The sequence below is a fragment of the Stackebrandtia nassauensis DSM 44728 genome, assembly GCF_000024545.1.
In the GTDB taxonomy this organism is placed as follows: Bacteria; Actinomycetota; Actinomycetes; order Mycobacteriales; family Micromonosporaceae; genus Stackebrandtia; species Stackebrandtia nassauensis.
Map to the genome: position 1 here is coordinate 6,815,981 of NC_013947.1, position 25,577 is coordinate 6,841,557.

The 25,577-nt window shown below is 67.2% G+C and carries 27 protein-coding genes and 2 tRNA genes; 9 read left to right on the forward strand and 20 right to left on the reverse strand.

Going from position 1 to position 25,577, the window contains the following annotated elements:
- Positions 1–46: 46 nt before the first annotated feature.
- Positions 47–481: a nuclear transport factor 2 family protein gene (locus SNAS_RS31980; RefSeq protein ID WP_013021647.1), complete on the reverse strand. Its 435-nt coding sequence runs from the start codon at positions 479–481 to the stop codon at positions 47–49.
- Positions 478–1,260: a nickel pincer cofactor biosynthesis protein LarB gene (larB, locus tag SNAS_RS31985; RefSeq protein ID WP_013021648.1), complete on the reverse strand. Its 783-nt coding sequence runs from the start codon at positions 1,258–1,260 to the stop codon at positions 478–480. The genes SNAS_RS31980 and larB overlap by 4 nt, the downstream gene beginning before the upstream one ends.
- A gap of 52 nt (positions 1,261–1,312) precedes the next feature.
- Between larB and SNAS_RS31990 the strand changes: the two genes are divergently transcribed.
- The 5 genes from SNAS_RS31990 to SNAS_RS32010 all read left to right on the forward strand — a co-directional run bounded on the left by SNAS_RS31990 (position 1,313) and on the right by SNAS_RS32010 (position 5,350).
- On the forward strand, positions 1,313–2,038 hold the full coding sequence (locus SNAS_RS31990) for a glycerophosphodiester phosphodiesterase (protein WP_041625323.1): 726 nt from the start codon (positions 1,313–1,315) through the stop codon (positions 2,036–2,038).
- A 211-nt stretch (positions 2,039–2,249) separates the two neighbouring features.
- Positions 2,250–2,735, forward strand: coding sequence for an ATP-binding protein (locus SNAS_RS31995; protein ID WP_211207293.1), 486 nt, complete (start codon positions 2,250–2,252; stop codon positions 2,733–2,735).
- Positions 2,732–3,619 (forward strand): DUF5926 family protein, encoded by an 888-nt coding sequence (locus tag SNAS_RS32000; protein ID WP_013021651.1) that lies wholly within the window; start codon positions 2,732–2,734, stop codon positions 3,617–3,619. The genes SNAS_RS31995 and SNAS_RS32000 overlap by 4 nt, the downstream gene beginning before the upstream one ends.
- An 11-nt stretch (positions 3,620–3,630) precedes the next feature.
- Positions 3,631–4,908: a glycosyltransferase 87 family protein gene (locus SNAS_RS32005; RefSeq protein ID WP_013021652.1), complete on the forward strand. Its 1,278-nt coding sequence runs from the start codon at positions 3,631–3,633 to the stop codon at positions 4,906–4,908.
- 70 nt (positions 4,909–4,978) lie between these two features.
- Positions 4,979–5,350: a TFIIB-type zinc ribbon-containing protein gene (locus tag SNAS_RS32010; protein ID WP_013021653.1), complete on the forward strand. Its 372-nt coding sequence runs from the start codon at positions 4,979–4,981 to the stop codon at positions 5,348–5,350.
- A 63-nt stretch (positions 5,351–5,413) separates the two neighbouring features.
- Here the strand turns inward: SNAS_RS32010 and SNAS_RS32015 are convergent, their stop codons facing one another.
- Complete coding sequence (locus tag SNAS_RS32015) at positions 5,414–6,598, reverse strand: homogentisate 1,2-dioxygenase (protein WP_013021654.1); 1,185 nt, start codon at positions 6,596–6,598, stop codon at positions 5,414–5,416.
- Positions 6,599–6,726: 128 nt separating this feature from the next.
- Here SNAS_RS32015 and SNAS_RS32020 point away from each other — a divergent pair, with 128 nt between their 5' ends.
- Together SNAS_RS32020 and fahA are read left to right on the forward strand one after the other, a co-directional pair.
- A complete protein-coding gene (locus SNAS_RS32020; RefSeq protein WP_013021655.1) occupies positions 6,727–7,548 on the forward strand; it encodes a hypothetical protein in 822 nt (273 codons plus the stop codon).
- Between the two features lie 5 nt (positions 7,549–7,553).
- A complete protein-coding gene (gene fahA, locus SNAS_RS32025) occupies positions 7,554–8,768 on the forward strand; it encodes a fumarylacetoacetase (RefSeq protein ID WP_013021656.1) in 1,215 nt (404 codons plus the stop codon).
- A gap of 48 nt (positions 8,769–8,816) precedes the next feature.
- On the opposite strand, the gene pknB is transcribed toward fahA, so the two are convergent.
- The 7 genes from pknB to SNAS_RS32060 form a co-directional block, all read right to left on the reverse strand.
- Positions 8,817–10,658 carry a Stk1 family PASTA domain-containing Ser/Thr kinase gene (gene pknB, locus SNAS_RS32030; RefSeq protein WP_013021657.1) on the reverse strand — a complete coding sequence of 614 codons (1,842 nt, stop codon included), beginning with the start codon at positions 10,656–10,658 and terminating at the stop codon, positions 8,817–8,819.
- 33 nt (positions 10,659–10,691) lie between these two features.
- Complete coding sequence (locus tag SNAS_RS34845; RefSeq protein ID WP_013021658.1) at positions 10,692–12,185, reverse strand: serine/threonine-protein kinase; 1,494 nt, start codon at positions 12,183–12,185, stop codon at positions 10,692–10,694.
- Positions 12,186–12,252: 67 nt separating this feature from the next.
- A complete protein-coding gene (locus tag SNAS_RS32040) occupies positions 12,253–13,731 on the reverse strand; it encodes a peptidoglycan D,D-transpeptidase FtsI family protein (protein WP_013021659.1) in 1,479 nt (492 codons plus the stop codon).
- Positions 13,728–15,317, reverse strand: coding sequence for an FtsW/RodA/SpoVE family cell cycle protein (locus SNAS_RS32045; RefSeq protein WP_013021660.1), 1,590 nt, complete (start codon positions 15,315–15,317; stop codon positions 13,728–13,730). The genes SNAS_RS32040 and SNAS_RS32045 overlap by 4 nt, the downstream gene beginning before the upstream one ends.
- Before the next feature lie 11 nt (positions 15,318–15,328).
- The gene (locus SNAS_RS32050; RefSeq protein WP_013021661.1) at positions 15,329–16,720 is read right to left on the reverse strand and encodes a PP2C family protein-serine/threonine phosphatase; all 1,392 of its coding nucleotides are present in this window, start codon (positions 16,718–16,720) and stop codon (positions 15,329–15,331) included.
- Complete coding sequence (locus tag SNAS_RS32055; protein ID WP_013021662.1) at positions 16,717–17,193, reverse strand: FHA domain-containing protein FhaB/FipA; 477 nt, start codon at positions 17,191–17,193, stop codon at positions 16,717–16,719. Before SNAS_RS32055 ends, SNAS_RS32050 begins: the two co-directional genes overlap by 4 nt.
- 56 nt (positions 17,194–17,249) lie before the next feature.
- A complete protein-coding gene (locus SNAS_RS32060) occupies positions 17,250–17,990 on the reverse strand; it encodes an FhaA domain-containing protein (RefSeq protein WP_013021663.1) in 741 nt (246 codons plus the stop codon).
- 323 nt (positions 17,991–18,313) lie between these two features.
- Here SNAS_RS32060 and SNAS_RS32065 point away from each other — a divergent pair.
- Positions 18,314–18,396: transfer RNA gene (locus SNAS_RS32065), tRNA-Leu, on the forward strand.
- Positions 18,397–18,460: 64 nt separating this feature from the next.
- Positions 18,461–18,537: transfer RNA gene (locus SNAS_RS32070), tRNA-Phe, on the forward strand.
- Positions 18,538–18,593: 56 nt separating this feature from the next.
- Here the strand turns inward: SNAS_RS32070 and SNAS_RS32075 are convergent.
- From SNAS_RS32075 to rpmH, 10 genes are all read right to left on the reverse strand, one after another.
- Positions 18,594–19,142 (reverse strand): hypothetical protein, encoded by a 549-nt coding sequence (locus tag SNAS_RS32075; RefSeq protein ID WP_013021664.1) that lies wholly within the window; start codon positions 19,140–19,142, stop codon positions 18,594–18,596.
- Between the two features lie 145 nt (positions 19,143–19,287).
- Entirely contained in the window at positions 19,288–19,845 is a 558-nt protein-coding gene (locus SNAS_RS32080; protein WP_013021665.1) for a GNAT family N-acetyltransferase, read from the reverse strand.
- 62 nt (positions 19,846–19,907) lie between these two features.
- Positions 19,908–20,984: a ParB/RepB/Spo0J family partition protein gene (locus tag SNAS_RS32085; protein WP_013021666.1), complete on the reverse strand. Its 1,077-nt coding sequence runs from the start codon at positions 20,982–20,984 to the stop codon at positions 19,908–19,910.
- Positions 20,984–21,952 carry a ParA family protein gene (locus SNAS_RS32090; RefSeq protein ID WP_144300706.1) on the reverse strand — a complete coding sequence of 323 codons (969 nt, stop codon included), beginning with the start codon at positions 21,950–21,952 and terminating at the stop codon, positions 20,984–20,986. Before SNAS_RS32090 ends, SNAS_RS32085 begins: the two co-directional genes overlap by 1 nt.
- Before the next feature lie 189 nt (positions 21,953–22,141).
- A complete protein-coding gene (gene rsmG, locus SNAS_RS32095) occupies positions 22,142–22,783 on the reverse strand; it encodes a 16S rRNA (guanine(527)-N(7))-methyltransferase RsmG (RefSeq protein ID WP_013021668.1) in 642 nt (213 codons plus the stop codon).
- A gap of 10 nt (positions 22,784–22,793) precedes the next feature.
- Entirely contained in the window at positions 22,794–23,315 is a 522-nt protein-coding gene (locus tag SNAS_RS32100; RefSeq protein WP_425281063.1) for a Jag family protein, read from the reverse strand.
- Positions 23,308–24,408, reverse strand: coding sequence for a membrane protein insertase YidC (yidC, locus tag SNAS_RS32105; RefSeq protein ID WP_013021670.1), 1,101 nt, complete (start codon positions 24,406–24,408; stop codon positions 23,308–23,310). The genes SNAS_RS32100 and yidC overlap by 8 nt, the downstream gene beginning before the upstream one ends.
- Positions 24,408–24,683, reverse strand: coding sequence for a membrane protein insertion efficiency factor YidD (yidD, locus tag SNAS_RS34670; protein WP_013021671.1), 276 nt, complete (start codon positions 24,681–24,683; stop codon positions 24,408–24,410). Before yidD ends, yidC begins: the two co-directional genes overlap by 1 nt.
- Positions 24,677–25,030, reverse strand: a complete 354-nt coding sequence (rnpA, locus tag SNAS_RS32110) for a ribonuclease P protein component (protein ID WP_041625324.1) — start codon at positions 25,028–25,030, stop codon at positions 24,677–24,679. Before rnpA ends, yidD begins: the two co-directional genes overlap by 7 nt.
- Before the next feature lie 20 nt (positions 25,031–25,050).
- Positions 25,051–25,188: a 50S ribosomal protein L34 gene (gene rpmH, locus SNAS_RS32115; RefSeq protein ID WP_013021673.1), complete on the reverse strand. Its 138-nt coding sequence runs from the start codon at positions 25,186–25,188 to the stop codon at positions 25,051–25,053.
- Between the last annotated feature and the right edge of the window lie 389 nt (positions 25,189–25,577).

Genomic DNA, 25,577 nt, shown 5'->3' on the forward strand with positions numbered 1-25,577 from the left:
ACCGGCGGTGCAGCAGACTCGCCACGTGAGTTGCGGCACCACCGGCTCAGGTCAGGGCCCGCCGGACGTCCTCGACGGTCGCCGGGGAGAAGTAGTCGCGGATCGAGGTGATCAGCCCGTCCCGCACCCGGATGACCTGAACATAGGAGCTCTTGACCACCTCGCCGGTGCCGCTGTTGGCCATCGCCACCGTGAACTCCGGGATGATGACCTCGGGGTCGGCGGTCTCGTGGACCACGACCGTCGACTCGGACTGCACGGGCTGGTTCTCGGCGGCGGGGGTCGCGGCCCGCAGTCTCACGATCATGTCGCGGATCTCGTCGCGACCGGTGAACCGGTTGGGCACCGGCTCGGCCACGAACGGGAACTCGATGACGCAGTCGGGGGCGTACAGCGCGAGCTGCGCGTCGATGTCACCCTGCATTCCATACCAGACACTGCGCTCCCAGACCTGCCGCGGCGTCAGTCCCGCATCGTTCACGTGAGGGCTCCCTTCGTCCTCACTATCCTCGCAGCACACACGGCCGCGCCAAAGCCATTATCGATGTTCACAACGGACACTCCGGGGGCGCAGGAGTTCAGCATCGTCAGCAGCGGCGCCAGTCCGCCGAAGGCGGCGCCGTAGCCGACCGAGGTGGGCACCGCGATCAGCGGCACCGCGACCAGGCCGCCGACCGCTGACGGCAGCGCGCCGTCCATGCCCGCCACGACGATGACGCAGTCGGCGGTCGCGAGGGTCTCGCGCGCGGCCAGCAGCCGGTGCAGTCCCGCGACGCCGACGTCGGAGATCTCCACCACCGACAACCCGAAGGCGCGGGCGGTGAAGGCGGCCTCGGTGGCGACTGGGAGGTCGGAGGTGCCCGCGCACAGGACGGCGACGGTGCCCAGGTTCGGGGTGGGCAGGGCGCCGATCGCGACGATGGCCGCCAGCGGATCCTCGGTCACCGGCTCGGAGGTCGAGCGCAGGGCCGCGCGGGTCTCGTCGCTGGCGCGGGTCACCAGGATCGGATGCTCGGGGTGGGCCTGGCGCAGCCGGGCGGTGATGGAGAGGACCTGGTCCACCGTCTTTCCCGCCCCGTAGACGACCTCGGGTTCACCGGTGCGCAGCGGCCGGTGGGTGTCCACTTTGGCGAAACCCAGTTCGGCGTAACCGGGGCCGTCGGCGAAGACGCCGTCGGTCAGGCGCCGGGCCGCCTCGGTCACCGAACTCTCGCCGGACGCGACCGCCTCCAGCAGCGACCGGATCGCCTCGTTGTCCACACGCCCTCCTGCGGTTCGCACAGCCCGATTTCGCCCAGTATGCTTCCGAAGCATGCCGGAGCCCATGGTGGTCGCGCATCGCGGAGCGAATGTCAATCTGCCGGAACAAAGCCTCGCCGCTTACGTCGAAGCCATAGACGTTGGCGCCGACGCGATCGAGTGTGATGTTCGCCTCACCAAGGACGGACACCTGGTCTGCCACCACGACCGGACCATCAACCGCACCAGCGACGGCAAGGGCGCGATCGCGGAGCTCACCCTGGCCGAGTTGCAGAAGTTCAACTTCGCCCGCAAGAACGCCCCCGCCAGCGAACACCACCAGATCCTCACCTTCGAGGCACTGTTGCGCCTGATCAGCGAGGCGCCGCGCACCATAACGATGCTCATCGAGGCCAAGCACCCGTCCCGCTACGGCGCCCGGATCGAGCACGCGCTGCACGAGTCACTGGCCAAGTTCCCGGGTCTGGACGTGATCGTGATGTCCTTCGCCCGCGCCGCCGTCACGCGATACCGGACCCTCGACGCCGAGGTGCCACTGGTGTGGCTCTTCGAATACCCGGTCGGGGGACCCCCGCCGGGGGCGACGATTCTGGGTCCCCGCATCGACGTGCTGCGGGCCAAGCCGCGGTTGATCGAACGGGCCCACGCCGCCGGACAGCGCGTGTTCGTGTGGACGGTCAACACCCCTGAACAGGTGAAATACGTCCGCGACGCCGGAGCCGACGCGATCATCACCGACGATCCCGCCATGGTTTTGCGGGCCCTGGGAAGGGTCTGAGACCAACGCCATACACAATTGGGCCATATTTCGGTTGACGGGTGATCAGCCACGCGGAGGACACGCGTGCCGAATCGGCGGATCAGCGGTATCTTCTAGACGGATCTGCTCGCTGTTTGACGGATCCTCGGTTGACAATGTGTTCGGCGAAAGCGACCAATCGGGTCAGGTGACCCGGTGACGCTCACAGTGGGAGGCGACCATGCACACGATGGTCAACACCCCTGCGTCCTGGCAGGCACGGGTGCCCCATCACGCCCGCAGTGCTGCCGCCGTGCGCCGCTGGCTGGCCGGACTCGCCGGTGACCTGCACTCCCAGCACCTCGCCGACCTGCACGCCGTCGCCACCGAACTGATCTGCAACGCCGTGCGGCACGCCACCCCGCTGCCCGACGGCGACCTGTCCGTCCACTTCCAGATGAACGGCGGCACCATCGAGTTCGCCGTCACCGACGGCGGCGCCAGCACCCGGCCGTTCGTCCGGGCCCTGAACACCAGCGCCTCCGACGGTCGCGGCCTGCTCATCGTCACCGCCCTGGCCGAACAGTGGGGGGTGCGCGACGAGTCCGGCGGCCGCACCGTGTGGGCCCGGCTCACCGGCACCGACGTGCCACCACTGGACGAGGTCGACACCGAACCGCTGGGCGCTCCGGCGAACAACCGGGCCAAGACGGACACCACTAAGCTGTCCCAGTGAGTAAGCGACGCAAACAACACCGCGCGACAGCGGCGAAGCCCGAGAAGACCAAGGTTCGCGACGTCTACGTCCCGCGGCCGTTCGCCGACCTTCCCAACGAGGGCGACTGGATCGCGATGCGGGAACTGCTGCCCGCCGCGACCGCCCCGCTGACCGTGAAGCCCGAGTACGCCGACAAACTCGGCGACCGGCAGCTCACGCTCGCCACCGTGTTGCCGCTGGCCTGGCCCGCCATGAGCCGCGCCGACGGACAGGTCTTCGTCGCCATGCAGCGGCAGTTCCAGTCCGGGGACGTCAGCCGCGACATCGCCGCCTCGCTGCTGGCGGCACTGGACGCCGAGCCGGGGCACCCGGTCGCGGTGCCCGCGCGTCCCGGCGAGGGACCGCGGATGCAGGACGTCATCGAACTCAAGAGCCTCGAAGTGTCCATTCACGACACATTTGACTTCTGGCTCGGCGAGGACACCGACACCGACGACCCGCAGGTCAGCGCCAGCATGGAACGGGCCAACGCGTCGATCTACCCGACCAGCCGCCTAGACGCCGCCAAGAGCGCCTACTGGTGCCAGACCCCCGACAACACCCACGTGCGCATCGTCCTGGAAGAGGACGAGGACGCCGCGCTGGCGGCACTGGCCCGGCTGCGCGCCGCCGAGGAACTCAAACTCGTCCCCGACTCCAAGTTCGCCGGGATGTTCCGCACCCACGGTGTGCTGATCCCGGTGTGGGACCTGGCCGCCGACACCGTCGCCGACGACTGCGAGAAGCCGGTCACCGAGTTCGCGGTCCGCTACGCCGAGGCGCTGGCGAGCACCGAACCGCTGACCTCCGCCGAACGGCGCGCCAAGGACGGCCTCGTCGGACGACAGCTGAACCTGAGGTAGTCCGCATCCCCATGGAACGGACGACCAAGGGCGGGCTCTATCTCGACTTCGCCCTGTATGGAGTGTCGGCTGTCTTCGCCATCGCCACCGCGCTGTGGTCGACACTGGAGCCACACCGGGTGTGGGGCGGCATGGCCACCGGCGGCTACCTTCCCGCCGCGCTGCTGACCCTGATGCTGCTGTTCCGCTACGCCGTTCCCGTGGTCACTCGCATGTGGATCACCGTCGCGGCCGCCGTCGCGGTCACCCTGATGCCACTGGTGGGCGAGGCCGCGCAGCGCGCCGCCGGGGTCGCCGCGATGGCGCAGGAGGAGGTCCTGGTCGTCGAATCTGGCGGGGTCCGGCTGCTGGAGACCGGTTCGCCGTACCTGTCACTCGCCGAGATCGCGAAACTGCCCGACGCGCTGCTGGGCTACAACCCGTACCAGCCCGGCATGTCCGTCTTCGGACTGCCACGGGCACTGTTCGGCCAGAACTTCCTCACCGACGCCCGGATCTGGTTCGCGGTCGCGACCCTGGCCGCGACACTTGCCGCGCTGACGATGCTGCGCCGCGCCGGACTGACCCGGGGCGCCTGGGTGCGGGGGCTACAGGCCGTCGGGGTGCTGCCGATCTGCGCGCTGACGCTGGCCACCGGCGGAGACGACCTGCCGGTGGTGGCACTGTGCCTGCTGGCCTTCGCGTGCGTCGCCACCGGACGCTTCACCGGCGCCGGGTTCGCGATCGGCGGTGCGGCGGCGCTGAAACTGCTGGCCTGGCCGGTGCTGATCGTCGTGCTGGTGCTGGCCTTCAAGCGCGGCCGGTTGTTGCCACTGGCGCTGCCCGCGTTGGCGTTGCCGTTGGGAACGCTGGCACCGATCCTCATCACCCACCCGGCGGAGTACTTCGCCAACGTGATCCAGTTCCCGCTGGGCAACGGCCTGGTCGCCTCGCCCGCGGCCTCCCCGCTGCCGGGTCACCTCATCGCGGCCCACCTGCCGTCCGGCCGGGTCTTCGCGATCGCGCTGCTGGTACTGGCCGGCGCGGCGGTCGGCTGGCTGGTGCTGGCCCGGCCACCCGCGACCGCCTTCCGGGCGGCCGGACTGTCGGCCGTCGGTCTGCTGGCCGCGATCCTGCTGTTGCCCGCCACCCGGTTCGGCTACCTGCTGTACCCGGCGGTCTTCGGCGTGTGGTGGTGGGTGCTCAAGCAGATCGAGGCCCCCGCCTCGCAGTGGGGACCGCACACCGACCCGGCTTCCGAAGGCACCGAAGGAACCGAAACAGCGGGCGACACCCGCTGGTCAAGATGAGTTCCTTCTAATGAAAAACACGCCATCCCCGTATGCGGAAACTGGCATGTAGCAGGTACCGTTGGTCGGCATGGAGATGACATGTCCCAAGTGCCACGCGAAAATGCGCCAGTTCGAGCGCAACGGGGTGACGATCGACCAGTGTTCCGAATGCCGCGGAATCTTCCTCGACCGCGGTGAACTGGAACACCTCATCGACGCCGACGCCAAGTACAACGCTCAGCAGGCCCCGCCGCCCCCCGCCTCGGCTCCCCGGCCCCCGGCCGCGCCGCAGGCCCCGGCCGCTCCGGGCCACTACCCGCCGCCGCCGTCGCCGTATGGCCACGGTGGACAGCCGCACTACCGGCACGGCCACGGGGGCGCCCACTACCGTCACGGGCACGGTGGCTACGGGCACGGGCACAAGCGCCGCAAGAGCTTCTTCGAGAACCTCTTCGACTAAACCGCATACGTAGACGAAGCCCGTCCACCCGCGAACCGGGTGGACGGGCTTTTCACGTTCGCGTCACGCGTCGGGCGTGCGGTTCCAGGTCCAGGCGTAACCGGAGTCCTCACAGGCCAGCGCGCCCTCGCACAGTTCGAGCGGCCGGAAGGTGTCGACCATGACGGCCAGCTCGTCGAAGTAGTCGGCACCGATGGCGCGCTCGGGGGCACCCGGCTGCGGGCCGTGGGTGAACCCCGAGGGGTGCAGCGAGATCGAACCCTGCTCGATGCCGGAACCCTTGCGGGCCTCGTAGTTCCCGCCGGTGTAGAACAGCACCTCGTCGGAGTCGACGTTGTGGTGGTTGTACGGCACCGGGATCGCGTCCGGGTGGTAGTCCACTTTGCGCGGTACGAAGGAGCAGATCACGAAGTTCGGCCCCTGGAAGGTCTGGTGCACCGGCGGCGGCTGGTGGATCCGCCCGGTGATCGGCTCGAAGTCGTGGATCGAGAACACCCACGGGTACATGTGCCCGTCCCAGCCGACCACGTCGAAGGGGTGGTGGGCGTAGGTGAACTTGGTCCAGATGGTGGCCGCGCCCCGGCCCCGGTGCTGCACGTAGACGTCGACGTTCTCGCCGTCGACCACGAGCGGCTCCGACGGCCCCCGGATGTCGCGCTCGCAGTAGGGCGAGTGCTCCAGGAACTGGCCCCGCACCGACAGGTACCGCTTGGGCGGCGTGATGTGACCGGTCGACTCCACCACCAGAGTCCGCAGTGGAGTATCACCGGTGGGCACGATCCGGTAGATCGTCGACATCGGCATGATCAGGTAGTCACCGCTGACGATGTCGATGACGCCGAACGACGTCTCCACCCGCGCGGCGCCGTCCTCGACGTACAGACACTCGTCGCCGAGGTTGTTGCGGTACAGCACCGAGGCCTGTGTCGACATCGCGTACGAGATCCGGCAGTCCGCATTGGACAGCAGGTGCTGTCGGTCCAGGATCGGGTCGCCGCCGCCGTCCAGCTTGTGGGTGCGCAGGTGCCGCGGCTTGAGCGGGTGGTTCGGCTCGGGCGCCGCCGCCGTCGGGAAGTGCTGCGTGGAAGCCGAGATCGCGGTGGGCAGATGCCGGTGGTACAGCAACGAGGAATCGGACGAGAAGCCCTCCTGGCCGACGAGTTCCTCGGCGTACAGGCTGCCGTCCGGCTGACGAAACTGGGTATGCCGCTTGGGAGGAAGCTCCCCTACGGCGCGGTAGTAAGGAATGGTCCGCCTCCTAGACTCTTTCGCCGTGACGTACACGGGCGTCGTTCGATCACCAGACTAACCCGAACGATGGTTAACCCCCGCCACGAGCACCAGGCCCCGATCGGGGTCCTCTATTGTCGGAAAATATGTGTTCCCATCAGCTCAACGCCATTCCATCTCTGTTGCGCGGGTTGATCGATGACGCCGCCGTCTTCCCGCCCGGAAACGCCCCGCTGCCCGAAGCGCTGGCCAGTCACCGCGAACACCGAAACGCCTGGTACGCGGGGCTGGTGGGGCCGCTGTTGCTGCCGTCCAGCAAGCTCGCGGACGTGCCCGAATCCGACGAACCACTGCGGGTCGGACTCATCGCCGACACCGGAATCGAGGCCGTCTCACAGGTGCTGGCACAGCTGCCGCCCGGCGTCGAGATCACCCACGTCGAGGCGCGGGCCGACGACGACGAGGCGATGGAGGCCCTGGTGGCGGCCTCGACCCGCTGGGGACTGCGGGTGTTCGCTGAAATACCCATGACGGCGGATGTGTCACACGCCCTCAAGACCCTCGGTCCCACCTCGATCACACCCAAGTTCCGCACCGGCGGCGAGACCGCCGACAAGTTCCCGTCGCCGCAGACCCTGGCCACCGCGATCGTCGGCTGCGCCGAACAGGGCCTGAGTTTCAAACTCACCGCCGGTCTGCACCGGGCGGTGCGGCACACCGACCCCGAGACCGGTTTCGTCCACCACGGTTTCGCCAACGTGCTGCTGGCCGCGACCGACGCCGACGGAGGAGCGGGTGTCGCATCGGTGACAGATACGCTGTCAATTACCGAATCCGGGCCACTTCGTGACCGGATTCGTGGCATGCTCGCTCACCCGCGCCCGCTGTGGGTGGGATTCGGATCCTGCAGCATCGTCGAGCCTCTTGAAGACCTCAGCGGGCTTTCGTTGGTATACGAGGAGAGTTAACAACAGTGACGTGGCTTGAGTCGGCAGTCGACAGCCCCTACGGTATCCACCACCTTCCATACGGAGTTTTCTCCACAACGGACAATCCGGCCCGACGGCTGGGTGTCCGCGTCGGCGACCAGGTCCTCGACCTCAAGCTGGTCGTCACCAGCGGCACCTGCGCCAACTGCGAGACCTGCACCGCCCTGAGTTCGTCCACACTGAACGACTTCATGGCGCTGGGCCCCGAGGTGTGGTCCAAAGTGCGCACGCAGCTCCAGGACGCGCTCACCGACGAGACCCTCGCCGAACCGATGTCGCGCATGCTCACCCCGGTCGCCGACGTCACCACCCACCTGCCGTTCACCCCGGCCGACTATGTGGACTTCTACTCCTCCGAGCACCACGCCACCAACCTGGGTCGGCTCTTCCGTCCCGACGGCGACGCCCTGATGCCGAACTGGAAGCACCTGCCGGTCGGCTACCACGGCCGCTCCGGGTCGCTCGTCCCCTCCGGCACCGACATCGTCCGTCCACAAGGACAGCGACGGACACCCGACGGCGAGATCGTGTTCGGAGCCAGCGCCCGGCTCGACATCGAGGCCGAGGTCGGCTTCGTGGTCGGCGTTGGCAGCCAACTGGGCACCCGGGTGGCCACCGGCGACTTCACCGACCACGTCTTCGGGGTCACACTCGTCAACGACTGGTCGGCCCGCGACATCCAGAACTGGGAGTACCAGCCGCTGGGCCCGTTCCTCGGCAAGTCCTTCGCCACCTCCATCGCGACCTGGGTGACCCCCTTGGACGCGCTGGCGGCCTCGCGGGTACCGGCGCCGGAACAGGACCCGGCCGTACTGCCCTACCTGGTGGAACCGGACCGCTACGCCTACGACCTGACGCTGTCGGTGGAGTGGAACGGCACCAAGGTGTCCAGCCCCCCGTTCGCCGGGGTGTACTGGACTCCGGCGCAGCAGCTGGCGCACATGACCGTCAACGGCGCCAGCCTGCGCACCGGCGACTTCTTCGCCTCGGGAACCGTTTCCGGGCCGGAGAAGGACCAGCGCGGCAGCTTCCTGGAACTGAGCTGGTCGGGAGCCGAACCGGTCAAACTGGACGACGGTTCCACCCGCGATTTCCTCGAGGACGGTGACACCGTCACCATCTCGGCCACGGCGCCCGGACCGCGCGGCACCACCATCGGTCTCGGCGAGGTGACGGGAACGATCCGTCCCGCGAACTGACGAAACGGCCGGTAGCCCTTCAGGGCTACCGGCCTATCCATTGCTTGGTCAGGTGCCGATATCGGGTTGGGCCGTCACCGTCACCGTCGTGCCGTCCTCGACGACCTCGCCCTCGGGCGGATCCTGGCTTTCCACGATGAAGTCGTCGGGCGCGCTTCCGGCGTCGAACTCCAGGCCCGCCTCCTCGGCGGCGTCGCGGGCCTCCTCGACCGTCAGCTCCCGCAGCTTCGGCACCTGGATACCGCCGATGTAGATGGTGACGGTCGAGTTCTTCTCCGCCTCAGCCTCGGCGTCCGGCGTCTGATCCACGACCTTGCCCGCGTCGTCGGGGTCGCTGACGGCCTGCAGGTCGGAACTGACGTCGCAGCTGAACCCGGCTTCCTCGATCTTCTTGCAGGCCTTCTGCTCCGACATACCGGACACGTCCGGCACCGTGGTGGTGTCGTTGTTGGAGACCTTGACCTCGACGGTCTCACCGGACTTCAGCTTCTCGCCCGCGTCCGGTTGCTGGTCGATGAACGCTCCCTTGTCCTTGGAGCTTGAGACCTCTTCGCACTTGATCTTGAGCTCGGCGGCCTTGAGTTTCGACTTCATCTCCGGGCAACCGATGAGATTGGACAGATCGGGGACCGTGACGGTCGTCCGTCCCTTGCCCACCTTGAGGATCACGGTGGAGTTCTTCTCGACCTTCTTCAGGGCGCCCGGATCCTGATCGGTGACGTCGCCCTTCTCCTGGTCGGAGGACGGCACCTCCTCGACCTTCGCCTTGAGCTCGGCCTTCTCGATCCTCTCGACCGCCTCGGCCTCTTTCATCCCCACGACCTTGGGCACCGCGACCGTGGCACCGTCGCCCGCCGTCAGGTACCAGGTCAGGAACCCCAGACCCGCCACCAGCGCCAGCGCGATGACCGCGGCCGCGACCTTCTTGCCGGTGTTCTTCTTGGGACGGTCGGACACGACCGGCGCCACCCGGGTGTCGTCGGCACGCTGCGCGGCCAACAACTGGGTGCGTTCCTCCTGGCTCATCACCGGAGTCGCCAGCACCGGCCGCCCGGCGATCGCCCGCTCCAGGTCGTCGCGCATCTCGCCCGCGCTCTGGTACCGGTTGATCGGGTTCTTCTCCAGCGCCTTCAACGTGATCGCGTCGACCGAGGGCGGCACGTCCGGGTTGCGGTGGCTGGGCGGGATCGGCGCCTCCCGCACGTGCTGGTACGCGACGCTCACCGGGTTGTCGCCGGTGAACGGCGGTTCGCCGCACAGCAGTTCGTAGATGAGGCAGCCGGAGGCGTAGACGTCGGAACGAGCGTCGACGGTCTCGCCGCGTGCCTGTTCCGGTGACAGGTACTGGGCGGTGCCGATGACGGCCGAAGTCTGGGTCATGGTGGCCTGCCCGGCGGCCAGCGCCCGGGCGATGCCGAAGTCCATCACCTTGATCTGGCCGTTGCTGGACAGCATCACGTTGCCCGGCTTGACGTCCCGGTGAATGATCTGGTGGCGATGACTGAAGTCCAGCGCCGCGCACACGTCGGCGAGGATCTCGCAGGCGCGCCGCGGCGACAGCCGACCCTCGGCCGTCAGCACCTCCTTGAGGGTGCGGCCCTCCACGAACTCCATCACGATGTACGGAACCGGGACCCCGGAGTCGGTGTCCTCGCCGGTGTCGTAGACCGCCACGATCGACGGATGGTTCAGGGTCGCGGCGTTGTGGGCCTCGCGCCGGAACCGGGTCAGGAAGGTCTCGTCTCGCGCCAGGTCGGTGCGCAGCATCTTGATGGCCACGTCGCGACCGAGCCGGATGTCGCGACCCCGGTGCACCTCGGCCATGCCGCCATAGCCGATCATTCCACCGATCTCGTACCGGCCGCCGAGTAGGCGAGGCTGGGCCGTCATCGTCTAAGCTTCCTCTGCGATATCCATTGTGGCCTAGGGCTTGCAGCCGAGTCCGGGAGGCTTGCAAGACTTGCTGGGCCCGGTGCCGCCACCGGACTGGCTCGGGCCGCCGGTGTCGCCCGGGGTCTGGGATCCGTTGTCGCCACCCTCCACCCGGGTACGGCTGGCGCTGACCTTGATCGGCGTCGTCGGGTCCTGCTTGCCGTCCGGAGTGATGTCCGACGTGTACAGACCGATGCCGTCGACCGTGACCTTCTCGAAGCCCAGCTTCTCCAGCGCCGCCTTGACCTGCTGCGGCGGCTTGTTGAGGTAGTCCTCGGTCTTGATCTCGATCTTGCCGTCGTCCTCTTCCCCGTCGGACTGCTTCGACTCGGAGGTCTTGTCCTTGCCGTCGTCTCCGGCCTGGTCTTCGCCACCGGTTCCGGCGGCGATCGCCCACACGGTCGCGACCAGCACCACCACCAGCAGGGTGGCGCCGGCGACCATCAGCAGCATCTTGTTGCGGCGCTGCGCCGGGGCCGGGGTGTGCGGACTCACCTCCGGGTTGAGCGAGGTCGGGTCCACGTCGAGGCCGCGTCCCGGCGGCGGCGTGGCCGAACCGCGGGGCGCCATCGGCTGCTGTGCCGGGGCCGGAACCGTCATCGAGGTGTCGGTGACGGCGGGGGCGGGCGAGGTCGGCGTCACGGGCGAGCCCGGAGCCAGACCGACGGCCACCCGGGCCGCCTGCGCCATCGCCTCACCGGTGGCGAACCGCTGCGCCGGGTCCTTGGCCAGCGCCGAGGCCACGAAGGCCCGCGCGGTCTCGGGGACGTCGTCCGGCAGCGGCGGCGGTTCGTCGTTCATGTGCCGCATCGCCAGTTCCACCGGGTTGTCGCTGTCGAAGGGACGGCGCCCGGCGAGGCACTGGTAGGCGACGATACCGAGCGAGTACACATCGGACTGACCCGTCACCGGGTTTCCGGAGGCCTGCTCGGGAGAGATGTACGCGGCGGTGCCCAGCACCGAACCCGCCTGGGTCAGGCCCCCGGTCAGCGCCGAACGGGCGATGCCGAAGTCGGTCAGCATCACGGTTCCGTTGGGCTGCAACAACAGGTTGCCCGGTTTGACGTCACGGTGCACGACCCCGGCCTGGTGCGCGGCGTCCAGCGCCTCGGCGGCCTGCGCGACGATCGGCAGCGCCTGCTCGGCACTCAGCCGACCCTCGCGCTGCAACCGCGCGGTCAGCGACTCCCCGGAGACGAACTCCATCACCAGATACGCGACCTGGCCGCCGCCCTGCAACGGCGACTCGCCGTAGTCGTAGACCCGGACGATGTTGGGGTGGGTCAGGGTGGCCACAACGCGCGCCTCGCCCCGGAACCGCTCGATAAAGCCCGGCTCGTTCAGCAGCGAGGGCAGCAGCACCTTGGCGGCGACCTCCCGGCCCAGCACCTCGTCGGTGGCACGCCACACGTCGCCCATGCCACCGGTGGCGATGCGCTCGTCCAGCCGGTAGCGGCCGCCGAGCTTCATGCCCGGAGTCATCATCGCGTCGTTTCCTTGTCTTGTGGGGCCATCACGTCTCGTCTTCCATGGTGCCTGCCGCTCGTCGCCGTCACTTACCCAGTGCCGTCTTCATCAGCTCGCCGGCGATGCGGGTGGCCTCTCCACTGCCACCATCCCCGGCCTGGGACAGGAACACCGACACCGCGATCTTCGGTTCCCCATTGTCGTCCATCGCGAAGCCCGCGAACCAACCGTGTTCGGGGTTGCCGTCGCCGTTCTCGGCGGTACCGGTCTTGCCCCCGACGGTCGCGCCCGGGACCTTGGCGTTGCCTCCGGTGCCCTGCGGGTCTTCGACGACGCTTTCCATCAGGCTCTTGAGGTCCTCGGCGACCCCGGAGTCGATGCTGGTCATGGTGTCGGTCTCCATGCCCTTGAGCGTGGTCTTGTCGGGAGCCTGCAGTTCCTTGATCAGGTTGGGCGCCATCTGGTCGCCGCCGTTGGCGACGATGGAAGCGGACAGCGCCATCATCATCGGGGTGGCGCGCACGTTGTTCTGCCCGAAGCACGCCTGCGCCAGGAACGCCGGCGACTCGATCACCGACTGCTCCTCGGTGTCGACCTGACTGGCGATCACCGGCAGCGGGGTGGCGTACTCGTCGTTGCCGAAACCGAAGGTCTCGGCCATCTCGACGAAGGACTCGGCGCCGTTGTCGACCTTGCCCTCGAAGTTCTCCACGCACAGCCGCGCGAAGGTGGTGTTGCACGACTTCGCGAAGGCCGACCGCAGCGTCTCGGTCTCGGAGCACTGGTTGGCCGCGTTCTTCACCACCTGGTCGGTCTGCGGCGGCTTGTACGTGCTGCCGGACTTCAGCTTGGTGTCCGGGGTGATACCGGCCTCCAGCGCCGTGGCCGCGGTGATGATCTTCATGACCGAACCCGGCGGGTAGAAGTCCTGGGTGCTGCGGTCCAGCATCGGATCCGGGGTCTTGGCGTTCTCCGCCTCGATCGCCTCACTGGCCTCGACGGTGTCGTGGCTGGCCATCGGGTTGTCGTCGTAGGACGGCGTCGACACCTGCGCCAGGATCTGGCCGGTCTTCGGGTCGACGGCCACGGCGGCGCCCGGGTTGTCGAAGCCCTGCAACGCTTCCCAGGCCTGCTTCTGCAGTTTCGGGTTGAGACTGGTGACGACGTTGCCGCCCGGCACCTGCTCACCGGTGAAGGTCTCGCTGAGCCGGTCCACGAACAGACTCGGGTCGTCGCCCGACAGGATGTCGTCCTGGTACCGCTCCAGACCCTTGGAACCGTTGTACAGCGACTTGTAACCGACCAGGTGCGCGTACGGCTCACCCTCGGGGTACTCGCGCTGGTACTTCAGCTTTCCCTTGGTCTCGGTGCTCTTGGCCAGCGTCTCGCTGCCCGCGAGGATCGAACCGCGCTGCCGCGAGTACTCCTCCACAGTGGTCCTGGTGTTGTAGGCACTGTCGGTGTAGGTCTGGTGCTGGACGAACTGAACCCAGTTGAGGTTCAGGAACAGCAACGAGAACAGCACGATGACGACGATCGTGACCTTGCGGATCGGTGCATTCACGGCTTCACCTCAGGGGAGGTCGGAGGGGACGCCGACGGTGGCGACGGATGCGGCTGGGTCTCGTCGGCGCCGAAATCGTCGAGCGTGCTCGGCGACACCTCTTCCTCCGAGGGCCGCTGCTGCATCGTGACGATCTGGGTCGGCGAATTGTCGACGGGCTCGGGCGGCGGGGGCGGCGGCGCGATCTTGATCGGGCCGACCGGGGCGCTTCGCGGGCGGCGCGCGGCGTCGGAGACCCGGACCAGCAGCGCCAGCAGGATCCAGTTGGCGATGAGCGAGGAACCACCCGAAGCCAGGTACGGGGCGGTCTGACCGGTCAGCGGGATCAGCTTGGTGACACCGCCGAGGACCACGAACACCTGGTAGCCGAGCGCGAACGACAGTCCGCCGACGAACAGCTTCCCGAAGGAGTCGCGGACGCCGAGACCGGCGCGCATGCCCCGGGTGACCAGAACCAGGTACAGCATCAGGATCGAGACCAGACCGAACAGGCCCAGTTCCTCGCCGAGTCCGGCGAAGATGAAGTCGCTGTCGGCGGCCGGGTTCGTCTCCTGCGGTTGCCCGGCACCGGGTCCGCTGCCGAACATGCCGCCGGAGCCCAGGCCGATGAGCGACTGCACCAGCTGTCGTCCGGTGCCGTTGGCGTCCTTGAACGGGTCCAGCCAGATGTCGACACGAGCCTGGAAGGTGGACAGCATCGGGTAGGCCAGCGCGACGGCACCGGCGAACATCAACAGACCGATGAGGACCCAGCTGGTCCGTTCGGTGGCGATGTACAGCAACGCGACGAACAGCCCGAACAGCAGCAGCGAGGTGCCGAGGTCCTTGAGCCCGACCATCACCAGCAGCGCGGCGAGCCACACGACCAGGATCGGCACCATGTCCTTCAGCCGCGGGAACGGCAGCCCCAGGAACTTCTTGCTGGCCAGCGACAGCACCTCGCGCTTGCGCACCAGGTAATAGGCGAAGAAGATGAGCAGCAGCAGTTTGGCGAACTCGGCGGGCTGGATGACGGTGAAACCGAGGTTGAGCCACAGCCGGGAGTTGTTGATCTCGGTGCCGATGACCGGGGTGATCGGCGAGGCCAGGGCGACCAGACCCATGAGGCCCAGGATGAACGGGTACCGGGCCAGGTTGCGGTGGTCGCGGATCAGCCACAGCACCCCGGCGAAGATGACCACCGAGATGACGAGGAACATCAGCTGTTTGCCGCCGTCGCCGGAGAAGATCCCCACCGCGGCCCGTTCGGCGTCGTCCTCGTAGGTGAACTTCTTGATGCCGTCGACGAACTTGAACGAGCTGAGGTCCAGCCGCCGGATGAAGATGATGCCGATACCGGTCAGCAGTCCGCCCGCGGGCAGGATCACCGGGTCGGCGTAGGGCGCGAACACCCGCACCAGCAGATGGGCCACGACGAACATGGCCGCGATCGTTCCGACCAGGGTGTAGGCGGTGGTCTGGATGCCACCGGTGAGCTTCATCTCGACGGCGATCTCGAAGACGAAGAGCACCAGCACCGCCACCAGCAGCAAGGCCAGTTCGGTGTTCCGGCGGGTTGGCACCCGGGCGGGGCTCGCGGTACTCATACTCCCTCTGCTCAATCGGTTGGCCGACAGTCGACACCCGGTTCCAAGCTACTGCTCGGGCCCTGTGACGGGGTTTCGGACGGACTGGATTCCTTGTCGGATTCCGACGGGCTGGGGCTCTTGGATTTGTCGGGGCTCTTGGAGGTCTCGGACGGCGACGGTGACGGCGACGGGCACGGCTCCAACAGGTTCGACTCGCCGGTGGTGATGCCCTCCATGATGGAGATGGCCCGGTCCCGGCTGCTGGCCTGGATTCCGCTCTCGACCCGGTCGCGCGCGTCGGGGGTCAGGTCCTTGACCGAGACGTCGCTGTCGTACTCCTCCGAGGACATGGGGACACCGAACAGCTCGGTGTTGATGCCCCGGAACACGGCCACGTGCTTCTCGTCGTTGACGCCCACATAGTACTGTCCCTGGATCACCAGGTAGCCGCCGCTGAACACGATGCCCAGCAACAGGACGGTGGCCAGGACGTACCACTTGACCCGGCGGCGACGGTGCCGCTTCATCTGCTTGGTCTGGGCCGCCGACGGTGCCGGTTCGTACAGCTCCTCGGCGGGCGGCTCGGGTTCGGGGGCGGTGGTGGCCGCCGAGGCGCGGGCCGCGGCCGTCGACGGGTCGGCCGAGGAGGCACCCCGGTCGGCAGCGGCGGCTCCGGCCACGATCGGCTCGGACTCCTCGACACCGCCCTCGACCAGATCGGCGACCAGGACGGTGACGTTGTCCGGTCCGCCGCCGCGCAACGCCAGCTGCACCAGCCGGTCGGTGGCCTCGTGCGGATCGGCGATGGTGCGCAGCGTCTCCTCGATGGTGTCGTCACTGACCACACCGGACAGACCGTCGCTGCACAGCAGGTACCGGTCGCCCGCCACCGCCTCCAGGGTCGCGAAGGTCGGCTCCACCTCGTTGGAGCCCAGGGCCCGCAACAGCAGCGACCGCTGCGGGTGGGTCTCGGCCTCGTCGGCGGACAGCTGTCCCTCGTCGACGAGCATCTGGACGTAGGTGTCGTCCTTGGTGACCTGGGTCAGTCGGCCCTGCCTCAGCCGGTAGGCCCGGGAGTCACCGATGTGGACCATGCCGAGGCTGCTGCCGGAGAACAGGAAGGCGGTCAGGGTGGTGCCCATGCCCTCCATGTGCGGGTGTTCCTCGACGGTTTCCCGCAGCCGGGAGTTGGCCTCCTCCACCGAGTCGGCCAGGGCGGCGGTCAGTTCGCCGCGCGGCACGTCCTCGTCGAGTGCGGCCAGCACCCCGATGACGATGTTGCTGGCGAGGTCACCGGCGGCCATTCCTCCCATGCCGTCGGCCACCGCGATGAGACGGGGTCCGGCGTACACGGAATCCTGGTTGCCGCTTCGGATCAGCCCGCGATCGGAGATGGCGGCATAGCGCAAAGTCAATGTCATGGGCGAAGCTCAATACTGGTTCGGCCAATCCGGATCGGTACTCCGGCGGGGATGGGGGTTGGTCCCGAGACCTTAGCGCGCCCCAGATAGGTACCGTTCGTGGAGCCGAGATCCTCCACAAGCCACTGATCGCCGCGGGGCACCAGTTGCGCGTGCCGACCGGAGGCGTAGTCGTCGGTTATGACCAATGTAGAGTCTGGCGCGCGGCCGATCCGGATGGGCGCGTTGCCCAGCGGAAGCTGGGTTCCGGCGAGTTCTCCCTCGGTCACCACCAGCTGCCGCGGCGGCCGGGGACCGGAGGTGATGCCGCCACCGCGCCGCGAAGCGTTACCCCGCCCCGGAACCCGCGCCGGCGTCCGGGCAGCGGTACCCGCGAACACGTCACGCCGGATGGTGCGGGCGACGACGAAGACGAACAGCCACAGCAAAAACAGCAGGCCGAACCTGGCGATGGTGAATACAAGTTCAGGCACGTACTGTCCTCTCAATCACGCGACGGCGGGCGGGCGGCCCGGCCATTCAAGCGGATTTAGTTCGCCTGCAGGGTCAGGGAAGTGGTGCCCAACTGAATCATGTCGCCAGGCTGCAGCGCGACGGTGGATATCCGCTGGCCGTTGACCAGGGTGCCGTTCGTCGAACCCAGGTCGGTGACCAGCACCTGGCCGCCGTCGAAGTCGATGCGGACGTGCACCCGGGAGATGCCGACGTCGGGGAGCCGGATCTGGGCCTGCTCGCCGCGGCCGATGGTGGTGGAGCCCATGGTGATCGCGTACTGGCGGCCGTCACCGGAGACCAGGCGGGGACCCGTAGGAGGAGCGGGTTGGCCCGGACCGGCCTGATCGTAACCACCAGCCGGCGGACCGTATGCCGGGTCCGGACCGGGGGCGTGCTGGTCCTGTTGCGCGGCAACCTCGGCGATGACCCGGAACATGCCGGTGTCAAGACCCTCTCCGCGCTCAATCTCAACAATCACATCGCCATAGACGGTCCAACCGTGCTCACCAATGTGTTCAGCCTGCGACTGGGCCAGCTCCTGGGCCAGCGCGGCGGCGTAGGGAGCCAAACGGTCGTGGTCGGGGGGCGACAGGTCAATGACATAGCGGTTGGGAACCAGGATGCGTCCACCGGCCAGGATTGCCTTGTGCGACTCGGCCTCCCGCTGCATCGCGCCCGCGATCTCCACCGGGTGTACGACACCCTTGAATATCTTTGCGAAGGCGCCCTCGAACAGGCCCTCCAAGCGCTTCTCAAAGCGTCCCAGCACAGTCACCAGTTTCCTCCTTGCCCATCGCCATTCAACACCACTGTGGCATATGCGTTCAGAACAACGATGGTATCGGGCCACACTAACGCCGTGGGGACCGCTGGGGGCCCCACGTGTTAGCCTGACGCGGCCGAAACAGCGTCATCGGAACACGGCAAGCCTAGAGGGTCACGGCAAGCCCTGCCATCGGGCAGTACGTTGTTAATGACACCGCTTTCGGCCGATGGGAAAGCCGGTGGAGACCCCTTCTGGGGCTGTGCTAATGTTTCGTTCGCTCCGATTGAGGAGCAGCCACACGGACAGAACACCAGTTCTGGTCGTGACCACTCGCGGAAGTGGCGGAATGGCAGACGCGCACGGTTCAGGTCCGTGTGCCCGAAAGGGCGTGAGGGTTCAACTCCCTCCTTCCGCACGAGAACGACATATGAATGGGCCCTTGATCCAAGGGCCGATTCCTTTGCCAAGGTTTCATCTAGGGCCAGGTAGCTCAGTTGGTACGAGCGTCCGCCTGAAAAGCGGAAGGTCACCGGTTCGACCCCGGTCCTGGCCACCAAAATACTTAGCCGAAGTGGGTTACCACTTCGGCTTTCGTCGTACGGGGAGTCGAACTCAGTCAGTGTCGTTGAGCCACGCGGCGATGTAGGACAGGTCCTCGCGCCACTGCTGCTCGTCGGTGGGCGGCAGGATGTCGTCCCACATCGTCATGAACGGGCCGCGCAGTTGCAGGTGCCCCTTGGGCCGGGCCAGGAACCACAGCTGTAGGTGCGCCGAGCCGTCGCCCCAGCGGCAGACGTGAACGCGCGCAACCGAATCCAGCGAACGGATGGCGCGTTCCAACCGGACGGTCAACACGCCCAGTTCGGCGGAGTGCATCGTCGACAGGTCGCCGAGGTCGAGATGCGCCCGGGTCTCCAGGATCACGACCACCGGGAGTCCGGAGGGTTTCGGCGGCGACTTGACGCGCCAGCGTTCGTTGGTCCACAGATAGGCGTCGTCACCGGAGGCACAGGACGCGCAGTCGCCGGGCTCCTCACCGCGCCGGGGCGGTTCGGTGTCGGCGGGGTCGGCCACCGGTTTGAGACGGAAGTCGCCCTCAAACGGGAAGGCGGGCCAGGAGACGAAATCGGGAAGCTTGGGGGAACGAGGGTTACCTGCCACACGTAGAAGTTACCGCATAACCGGCGCTCGTATCAGCACCGTTTCACGTGGACAGTCGAAGGTGGGATGTGGGGCGCGGCAGCCGAAGCCCGGCGACGTTTCACGTGAAACATCGCGAGCGGAATCGGCCACCGCGAAGCGGCCGTCAGCGCAGCCGCCGCCACATGATGATGTCGTCGCGGTAGTCGTCATCGGAGATCTTGACGGCGCGCGGCAACCGGCCGACCTCGACGTAGCCGTGCCGTTGGTAGAACTCGGCCGCGCCGGTGCCGGTGCGCACCTTGAGGCTCAGCGCCTCCAGACCGAGCACGCCGCGGGCCACCGCCTCGCAGGCCTGCAACAGCCGTCCGCCGATGCCGCCGCCCTGGTGGTCCGGATCGACCTGGACGTGCCGTACGTTTCGCCAGCCCTGTCGCGGCGGACTGTCGTTGGCGGTCAGGACACACCACGCGACAATGAGCTCTCCTTTCCTCAGGGCGACAAGAGTGTCGCTGCCGTCAATGACGCGGGAAAGGACGGCGACCGTGTGCGGTCGCACCTGTTCATCGGTTACCGGGGCCACGAAGCCCACCGAGCCACCGGAGTTGGTGACCTTGGTCCACAGGCCGGTGAGCTCGTCCACCAGGCCGGAGGTGACGGGCGGATCGATGACCACGTCTATGGTTTCGGGTGGCTCGGATCCGGTAACGGTCAACGCATGCACGCGGTCAACCCTGCCTCATCGGTGAGGCGTTGACCACGGCTTTTCTCAAACTTCGGTACAGGTCACACGCCGGGTTCGGCGCGCTTGGTCTCCAGCCCCATGGACGAGGTGATCCGCTCCAGGTCGCCGACGCTGCCGAACTCGATGACGATCCGGCCCTTGCGCTGTCCCAGCGAGACCTTCACCTTGGTGTCGAAGTGATCCGACAACCGGTCGGTGAGGTCGGCGATGCCGGGGGCGCGCAGGGCGCCGTTGCGCTTCGGCTTGGTTTCACGTGAAACATCGGCGGGCTCCTCGGGATCGAGCTTCGCCAGTTCCATCGAGACGGCTTCCTCGGTGGCGCGCACCGACATCCCCTCGGCGACGATCCGGGTGGCGAGCGCCTCCCGCTTCTCGTCGGTCGGCAGGGTCAGGATCGCGCGGGCGTGCCCGGCCGACAGGACGCCGGCGGCGACCCGACGCTGTACCGCGGGCGGCAGGCTCAGCAGCCGGATGGTGTTGGAGATCTGCGGACGGCTGCGGCCGATCCGCTTCGACAGCTCCTCCTGGGTGACACCGAACTCGTCGAGCAGCTGTTGGTAGGCCGCGCCCTCTTCGAGCGGGTTGAGCTGAACCCGGTGGATGTTCTCCAGCAGCGCGTCGCGCAGCAGATCCTCGTCGCGGGTCTCCCGCACGATCGCGGGGATGGTCTCCCAGCCGAGTTCGCGGGCGGCGCGGGTTCGACGCTCACCGACGATGAGTTCGTAGCCGTCGCCGGTCTCCCGCACCGCGATGGGCTGCAGCAGTCCGACTTCCGACAGCGAGACCTTGAGTTCCTCGATGCCCTCTTCGTCGAAGACCTGCCGGGGCTGTTTCGGGTTGGTGTCGATCTCGGCGAGCGGCACCAAGCGGTAGACGGCGCCGGGAACCGGCACCAGATCCGGATCGGTCGCGTCGGCCGTTTCACGTGAAACATCGGACGGCGGCGCGGTCGGCTCCGCCGTCGCCGCGGCGGCGTCTCCCGCGCGCGGCTCCGGAACCGTCTCGGCGACGGGTGCCGTTTCACGTGAAACGGTCGCGGTCTCCTCCGCCGGTGCCTCCTGCTTCTCCGAGGGGATCAGTGCCGCCAGGCCCTTGCCGAGCCCGCCCTTCTTACGCATTACTTCGTCCCCATGGCTGCGCCGCGCACGGCGATTTCCTCGGCTGCTTCAAAGTAGCTGGAGGCTCCCCGGGAACCGGGGTCGTAGGTCATCACCGACTGGCCATAGCCGGGAGCCTCCGAGACCCGGACGCTGCGGGGCACCACCGATTTGAGCACGGTGTCCCCGAAGTGGCCGCGCACCTCCTGCTCCACCTGATCGGCGAGCTTGGTCCGCTTGTCGTACATCGTCAGCAGGATCGTCGAGACGTCCAGGGTCGGATTCAGGTGCACCTTCACCAGTTCGATGTTGCGCAGCAGCTGACCCAGCCCCTCCAGCGCGTAGTACTCGCACTGGATCGGGATCAGGACTTCCTCGGCGGCCACGAGCGCGTTGACCGTCAGCAGACCCAGCGAGGGCGGGCAGTCGATCAGCACGTAGTCGATGTCGTGGGTGTATCCGGCGAGCGCCTTCTTCAACCGCGCCTCGCGGGCCACGACCGAGACCAGTTCGACCTCGGCACCGGCCAGGTCGATGGTCGCGGGGGCGCACACGAGGTTCGGGATGCCCTCGACGGCCTGGGTCACCTCGCCCAGCGGGGTGCCCTCGATCAGTGCCTCGTAGATGCTCGGCGTACCCGCGCCGTGCTCGACACCCAGACCGGTGGACGCGTTCCCCTGCGGGTCGAGGTCGATCACCATCACGCGGTTGCCGTGCAGGGCCAGGGCGACACCGAGGTTCACGGCGGTGGTCGTCTTGCCGACGCCGCCCTTCTGGTTCGCGATGCCCAGCACCCGGCGCCGGGTGGGTCGGGGCAGCTGGCCGTCGCCGCCGGGGTTGAGCACCCGGACGGCGCGTTGGGCCTCCCGTGCCAGTGGCAGGTCGTCGTCCCACGGCGAGGGCCACTGGGTTTCCTCGGCCTGCTCGTCGGCACTCGGGCCGCCCACAGTCTGATCAGGTCGCATCTTCTGTTCTCCGCGCGTTGCCATGTGTCCTGATTCTCTTGCCCGAGCTGTTAATTCGGGATTCGTCGCAGAGTCCAGGACCTCCCGGATCCGTTCCCGGCTCGTCTCAGTTTCATCCCAGTCATCACGCACCCCGCAAGACTACGGCCCATCGATCGACTTGTCGCGTCCCGTCCCGCCGTTTCACGTGAAACATCGAAAATTGTGACCCGATCAGTTGCGCCGGAACATCCTGACCACGGTCGTCGGCGTGTCGAGCAGTTCGGTCCCGCACCGAACCACCTCGGGGTTCTCGGCTCCCCGCTTCTTCAGGTCCTTGGCGTACTTGACGATCTCGTCGGCGGCCGAGGCGCCCTTGATCGCCAGCACCTGTCCACCCGGCCGCGCCAGCGGCAGACACCAGTGGGACAGCTTCCCCAGCGGCGCCACCGCCCGGGAGGTCACCACGTCGGCCCTGCCGCGTGGCTTCACCTCCTCGGCCCTGGCTCGCAACACCTCGACGTTGTCGAGCCCGAGGGCTTCGGTCGCCTCGGTCAGGAACTCGGTCCGGCGTGCCATCGGCTCCACCAGGGTCACCACCACATCGGGCCGGACGATCGCCAGCACCAGTCCGGGCAGCCCGGCACCGGAGCCGATGTCGAGCACGTCCGCCTCCGGCTCGATCAGCTCGCCCAGCACCGCGCAGTTGAGCAGATGCCGCTCCCACAGTCGCGGCACCTCGCGCGGACCGATCAGTCCCCGGGTGACGCCGTCGTCGGCGAGCAGTTCGGCGTACTTCTCCGCCAGTGGCATACGGGTCGAAAAAACGGCGGTGGCCTTGTCGACCGCCGCCGTTTCACGTGAAACATCGTTCATGGGGCAATACTCATGAAGCTACCGGCCGCACCACGATCCGCCGATTGGGTTCGCTTCCCTCGGACTCGCTTTCCACGCCCTCGGTCGCGTTGATCACATCGTGAACGCATTTGCGTTCGAACGCGCTCATCGCCTCGAGCCGCACCATCCGACCGGAGTCCAGCACCTTCTGCACCGTCTTCTCGGCCAGCTCGGTGAGCTCCTTGCGCCGGTTCGCCCGGTAACCACCCACATCCAACATCAGCCGCGAGTGCTCGCCGGTCTTGCGGTAGACGGCCAGCCGGGCCAGCTCCTGCAGCGCTTCCAGGGTCGCGCCGTTCTGCCCAATGAGCTTGCCCAGACCCTTGCCGACGATCTCCACCACCGGCCGATCGCCGCGAGTCAGCTCGTCAATGTCCCCGTCACTGTCGATTATGTCAAGAAAACCCTCGAGGTAGTCAGCCGCGATCTCACTCTCGGCAAACAGATCATCGGTGTTCACGGTGTCGTTCTCATCCGCTTGTGGGGCTGCTGAGGTTTCCGCTTCACTTATTGGCGCCACGCGTGGCACCCCCCTTCTTTCTCTTCGTTGGTTTCGCGCCAGGCCTGGGACCCTGCGCTGCTTTGGCCTTCGCTTGTTCCTGTTTCCGTTTCAGCTCCTCGGCCGCGTTGCTCGTGGCCTTCTTCGGGTCCTTGGGCTTGGCGCCCACCTTCGGAGCCATCGCCTTGGCGCGATCGCGCTTCTCCCGCAGCTGTTCCTCGTACTTCTTGCTGCCGGGCTTCGCCTTGATGTCCGCCTTCGGGGAGGTGTCGGTCTTCGGCGGCGGGTACTTGCGCAGCACCCAGATCTGCTGTCCCAGCGAGAAGGCGTTGTTGACGACCCAGTACAGGACCACACCGATCGGGAAGATGCCGCCGGAGAACAGCAGCATGACCGGGATGCCGTACAGCATCAGCTTCTGGATCATCCGCTGCTGCGGGTCGGCGTTCCAGCCGGTCTTGAGGATCATCTGCCGCGTGGTCAGGTACGTGGTGACGATCATCAGCGCGATCAGGATTCCCGAGACCAGCTGCACGTTGAGCGTCGCCGCCGTGGTGCAGCTGTCGTAGTGCTCGCTACATTTCAGGTCCTTCTGGGTGGTGAGGAAGGTGGCCCAGATCGGAGCGCCGAACAGTTTGGCGTTGATGGCGCTGTCCCACTGGGCCTCGGTCCAGGTGTACAGCGTCTTGGCGTAGTTGGAGTACTTGTCGGGGTCGATACGACGCAGCACCCACAGCAGGGCGATGAAGACCGGCGCCTGCAACAGCATCGGCAGGCAGCCCATCAGCGGGTTGGCCTTCTCGGTGCGGTACAGCTCCATCATCTCTTTTTGGAGCGTCTCGCGGTCACCCTTGTAGCGCTGCTGCAGTTCCTTCATCTTCGGCTGCAGCCGCTGCATCGCGCGTTGCGACTTGATCTGCTTGACGAAGAGCGGGAACAGGACGATGCGGATCGTGACCACGAGGAAGACGATGGCCAGGATCCACTGCCAGCTGGTGTTCAGCGCTCCCGGTACGGGGTCGGCACCGAGGATGAGATCCCACAGATCGTGCCACCGCAACAGCACCCAGGAAATCCCGATATAAAGAGGATGAAACGTGAACACTAGCCGAATCCGCCTGTTTCTGTCATCTGTGTACTCTCGTCTCGGTCGGTACCGGGTACCGGATCAAAGCCACCGGAGTGGAATGGCTGGCACCGTCCCAATCTTTTCAAACTCAACCACCCGCCTCGCACAGCGCCGTGAACCCGCACCGCTTCGAGGGCATAAGCGCTACACGACGGGTAGAACCGGCACCGGGCAGGCAGTGTCGGACTGATCCACCGACGGTACGCCATGATCGGCCAAGACAGCGTTCGGGCCGCGAGGTTGTTCAGCATCGTCGGCTCCGGCTCAGGATGGCCAGGGCCTCATCGACGTCCCGGGACAGTCGCTGAAAAGAGATGGTGGCGGCGGCGGGCAGGGCCCGCACCACCACATCGGTCCCGTTGGGCCACCCGGCCAGCCGGGGGGCGGCCAGGTGGCGCAGTCTCCGTTTGACTTTGTTGCGGGTCACCGCGGGACCGACGGCCTTGCTCACAATGAAACCGGCCCGCGCACCGCGGGCCGTCTCATCGTCACGCGTTGCCAGGTGCACCACCACGGCACCACGCCTGGCTCGTCGTCCGGTCTTCATCACGTTGGCGAAATCCGCCCCGCGTCTGATTCGCGACTCCGCCGGAAGCACTATGTCTCCCGCGAGGCCGACTACGCCGTCAGCTTGGCGCGACCCTGGCGACGACGGGCCGCGACGATGGCGCGGCCGGCGCGGGTGCGCATGCGCAGCCGGAAACCGTGCGTCTTGGCACGCCGGCGGTTGTTCGGCTGGAAGGTACGCTTGCTCACGGCTGATTCTCCGGTTCTTTGATCGTGTTTTACAGCTTCGAAGCTTCGCTTCGCTGAAGCGCGCTTCGCTGAAGCATGGTGGCCATCAACCAGGCTAGCAGCCTGCCAATGGACAGCCACGCGATCTTACCGGGCCGATACCACCAGCGTCATGCGGGTGTCGGCTTCGTCATCTCTCCCGCCTGAGATTCCACAGCGCCCCAACACTTTCCACAGGGCCTGTGGATAACTGCCGTTCCCGCAGGGCACTCCGGACCCGGTGATCTTGGCCGTCCTCTCTGACCGGTCACTGTTTCCGCAGGTGAGAGTGGATATTCACAGGCAGTGTGAGCAAGTGACCCCCTGCGCCAATCGAGGCCGAAAGGCCTGTGGATAACCTGTGGAAAACC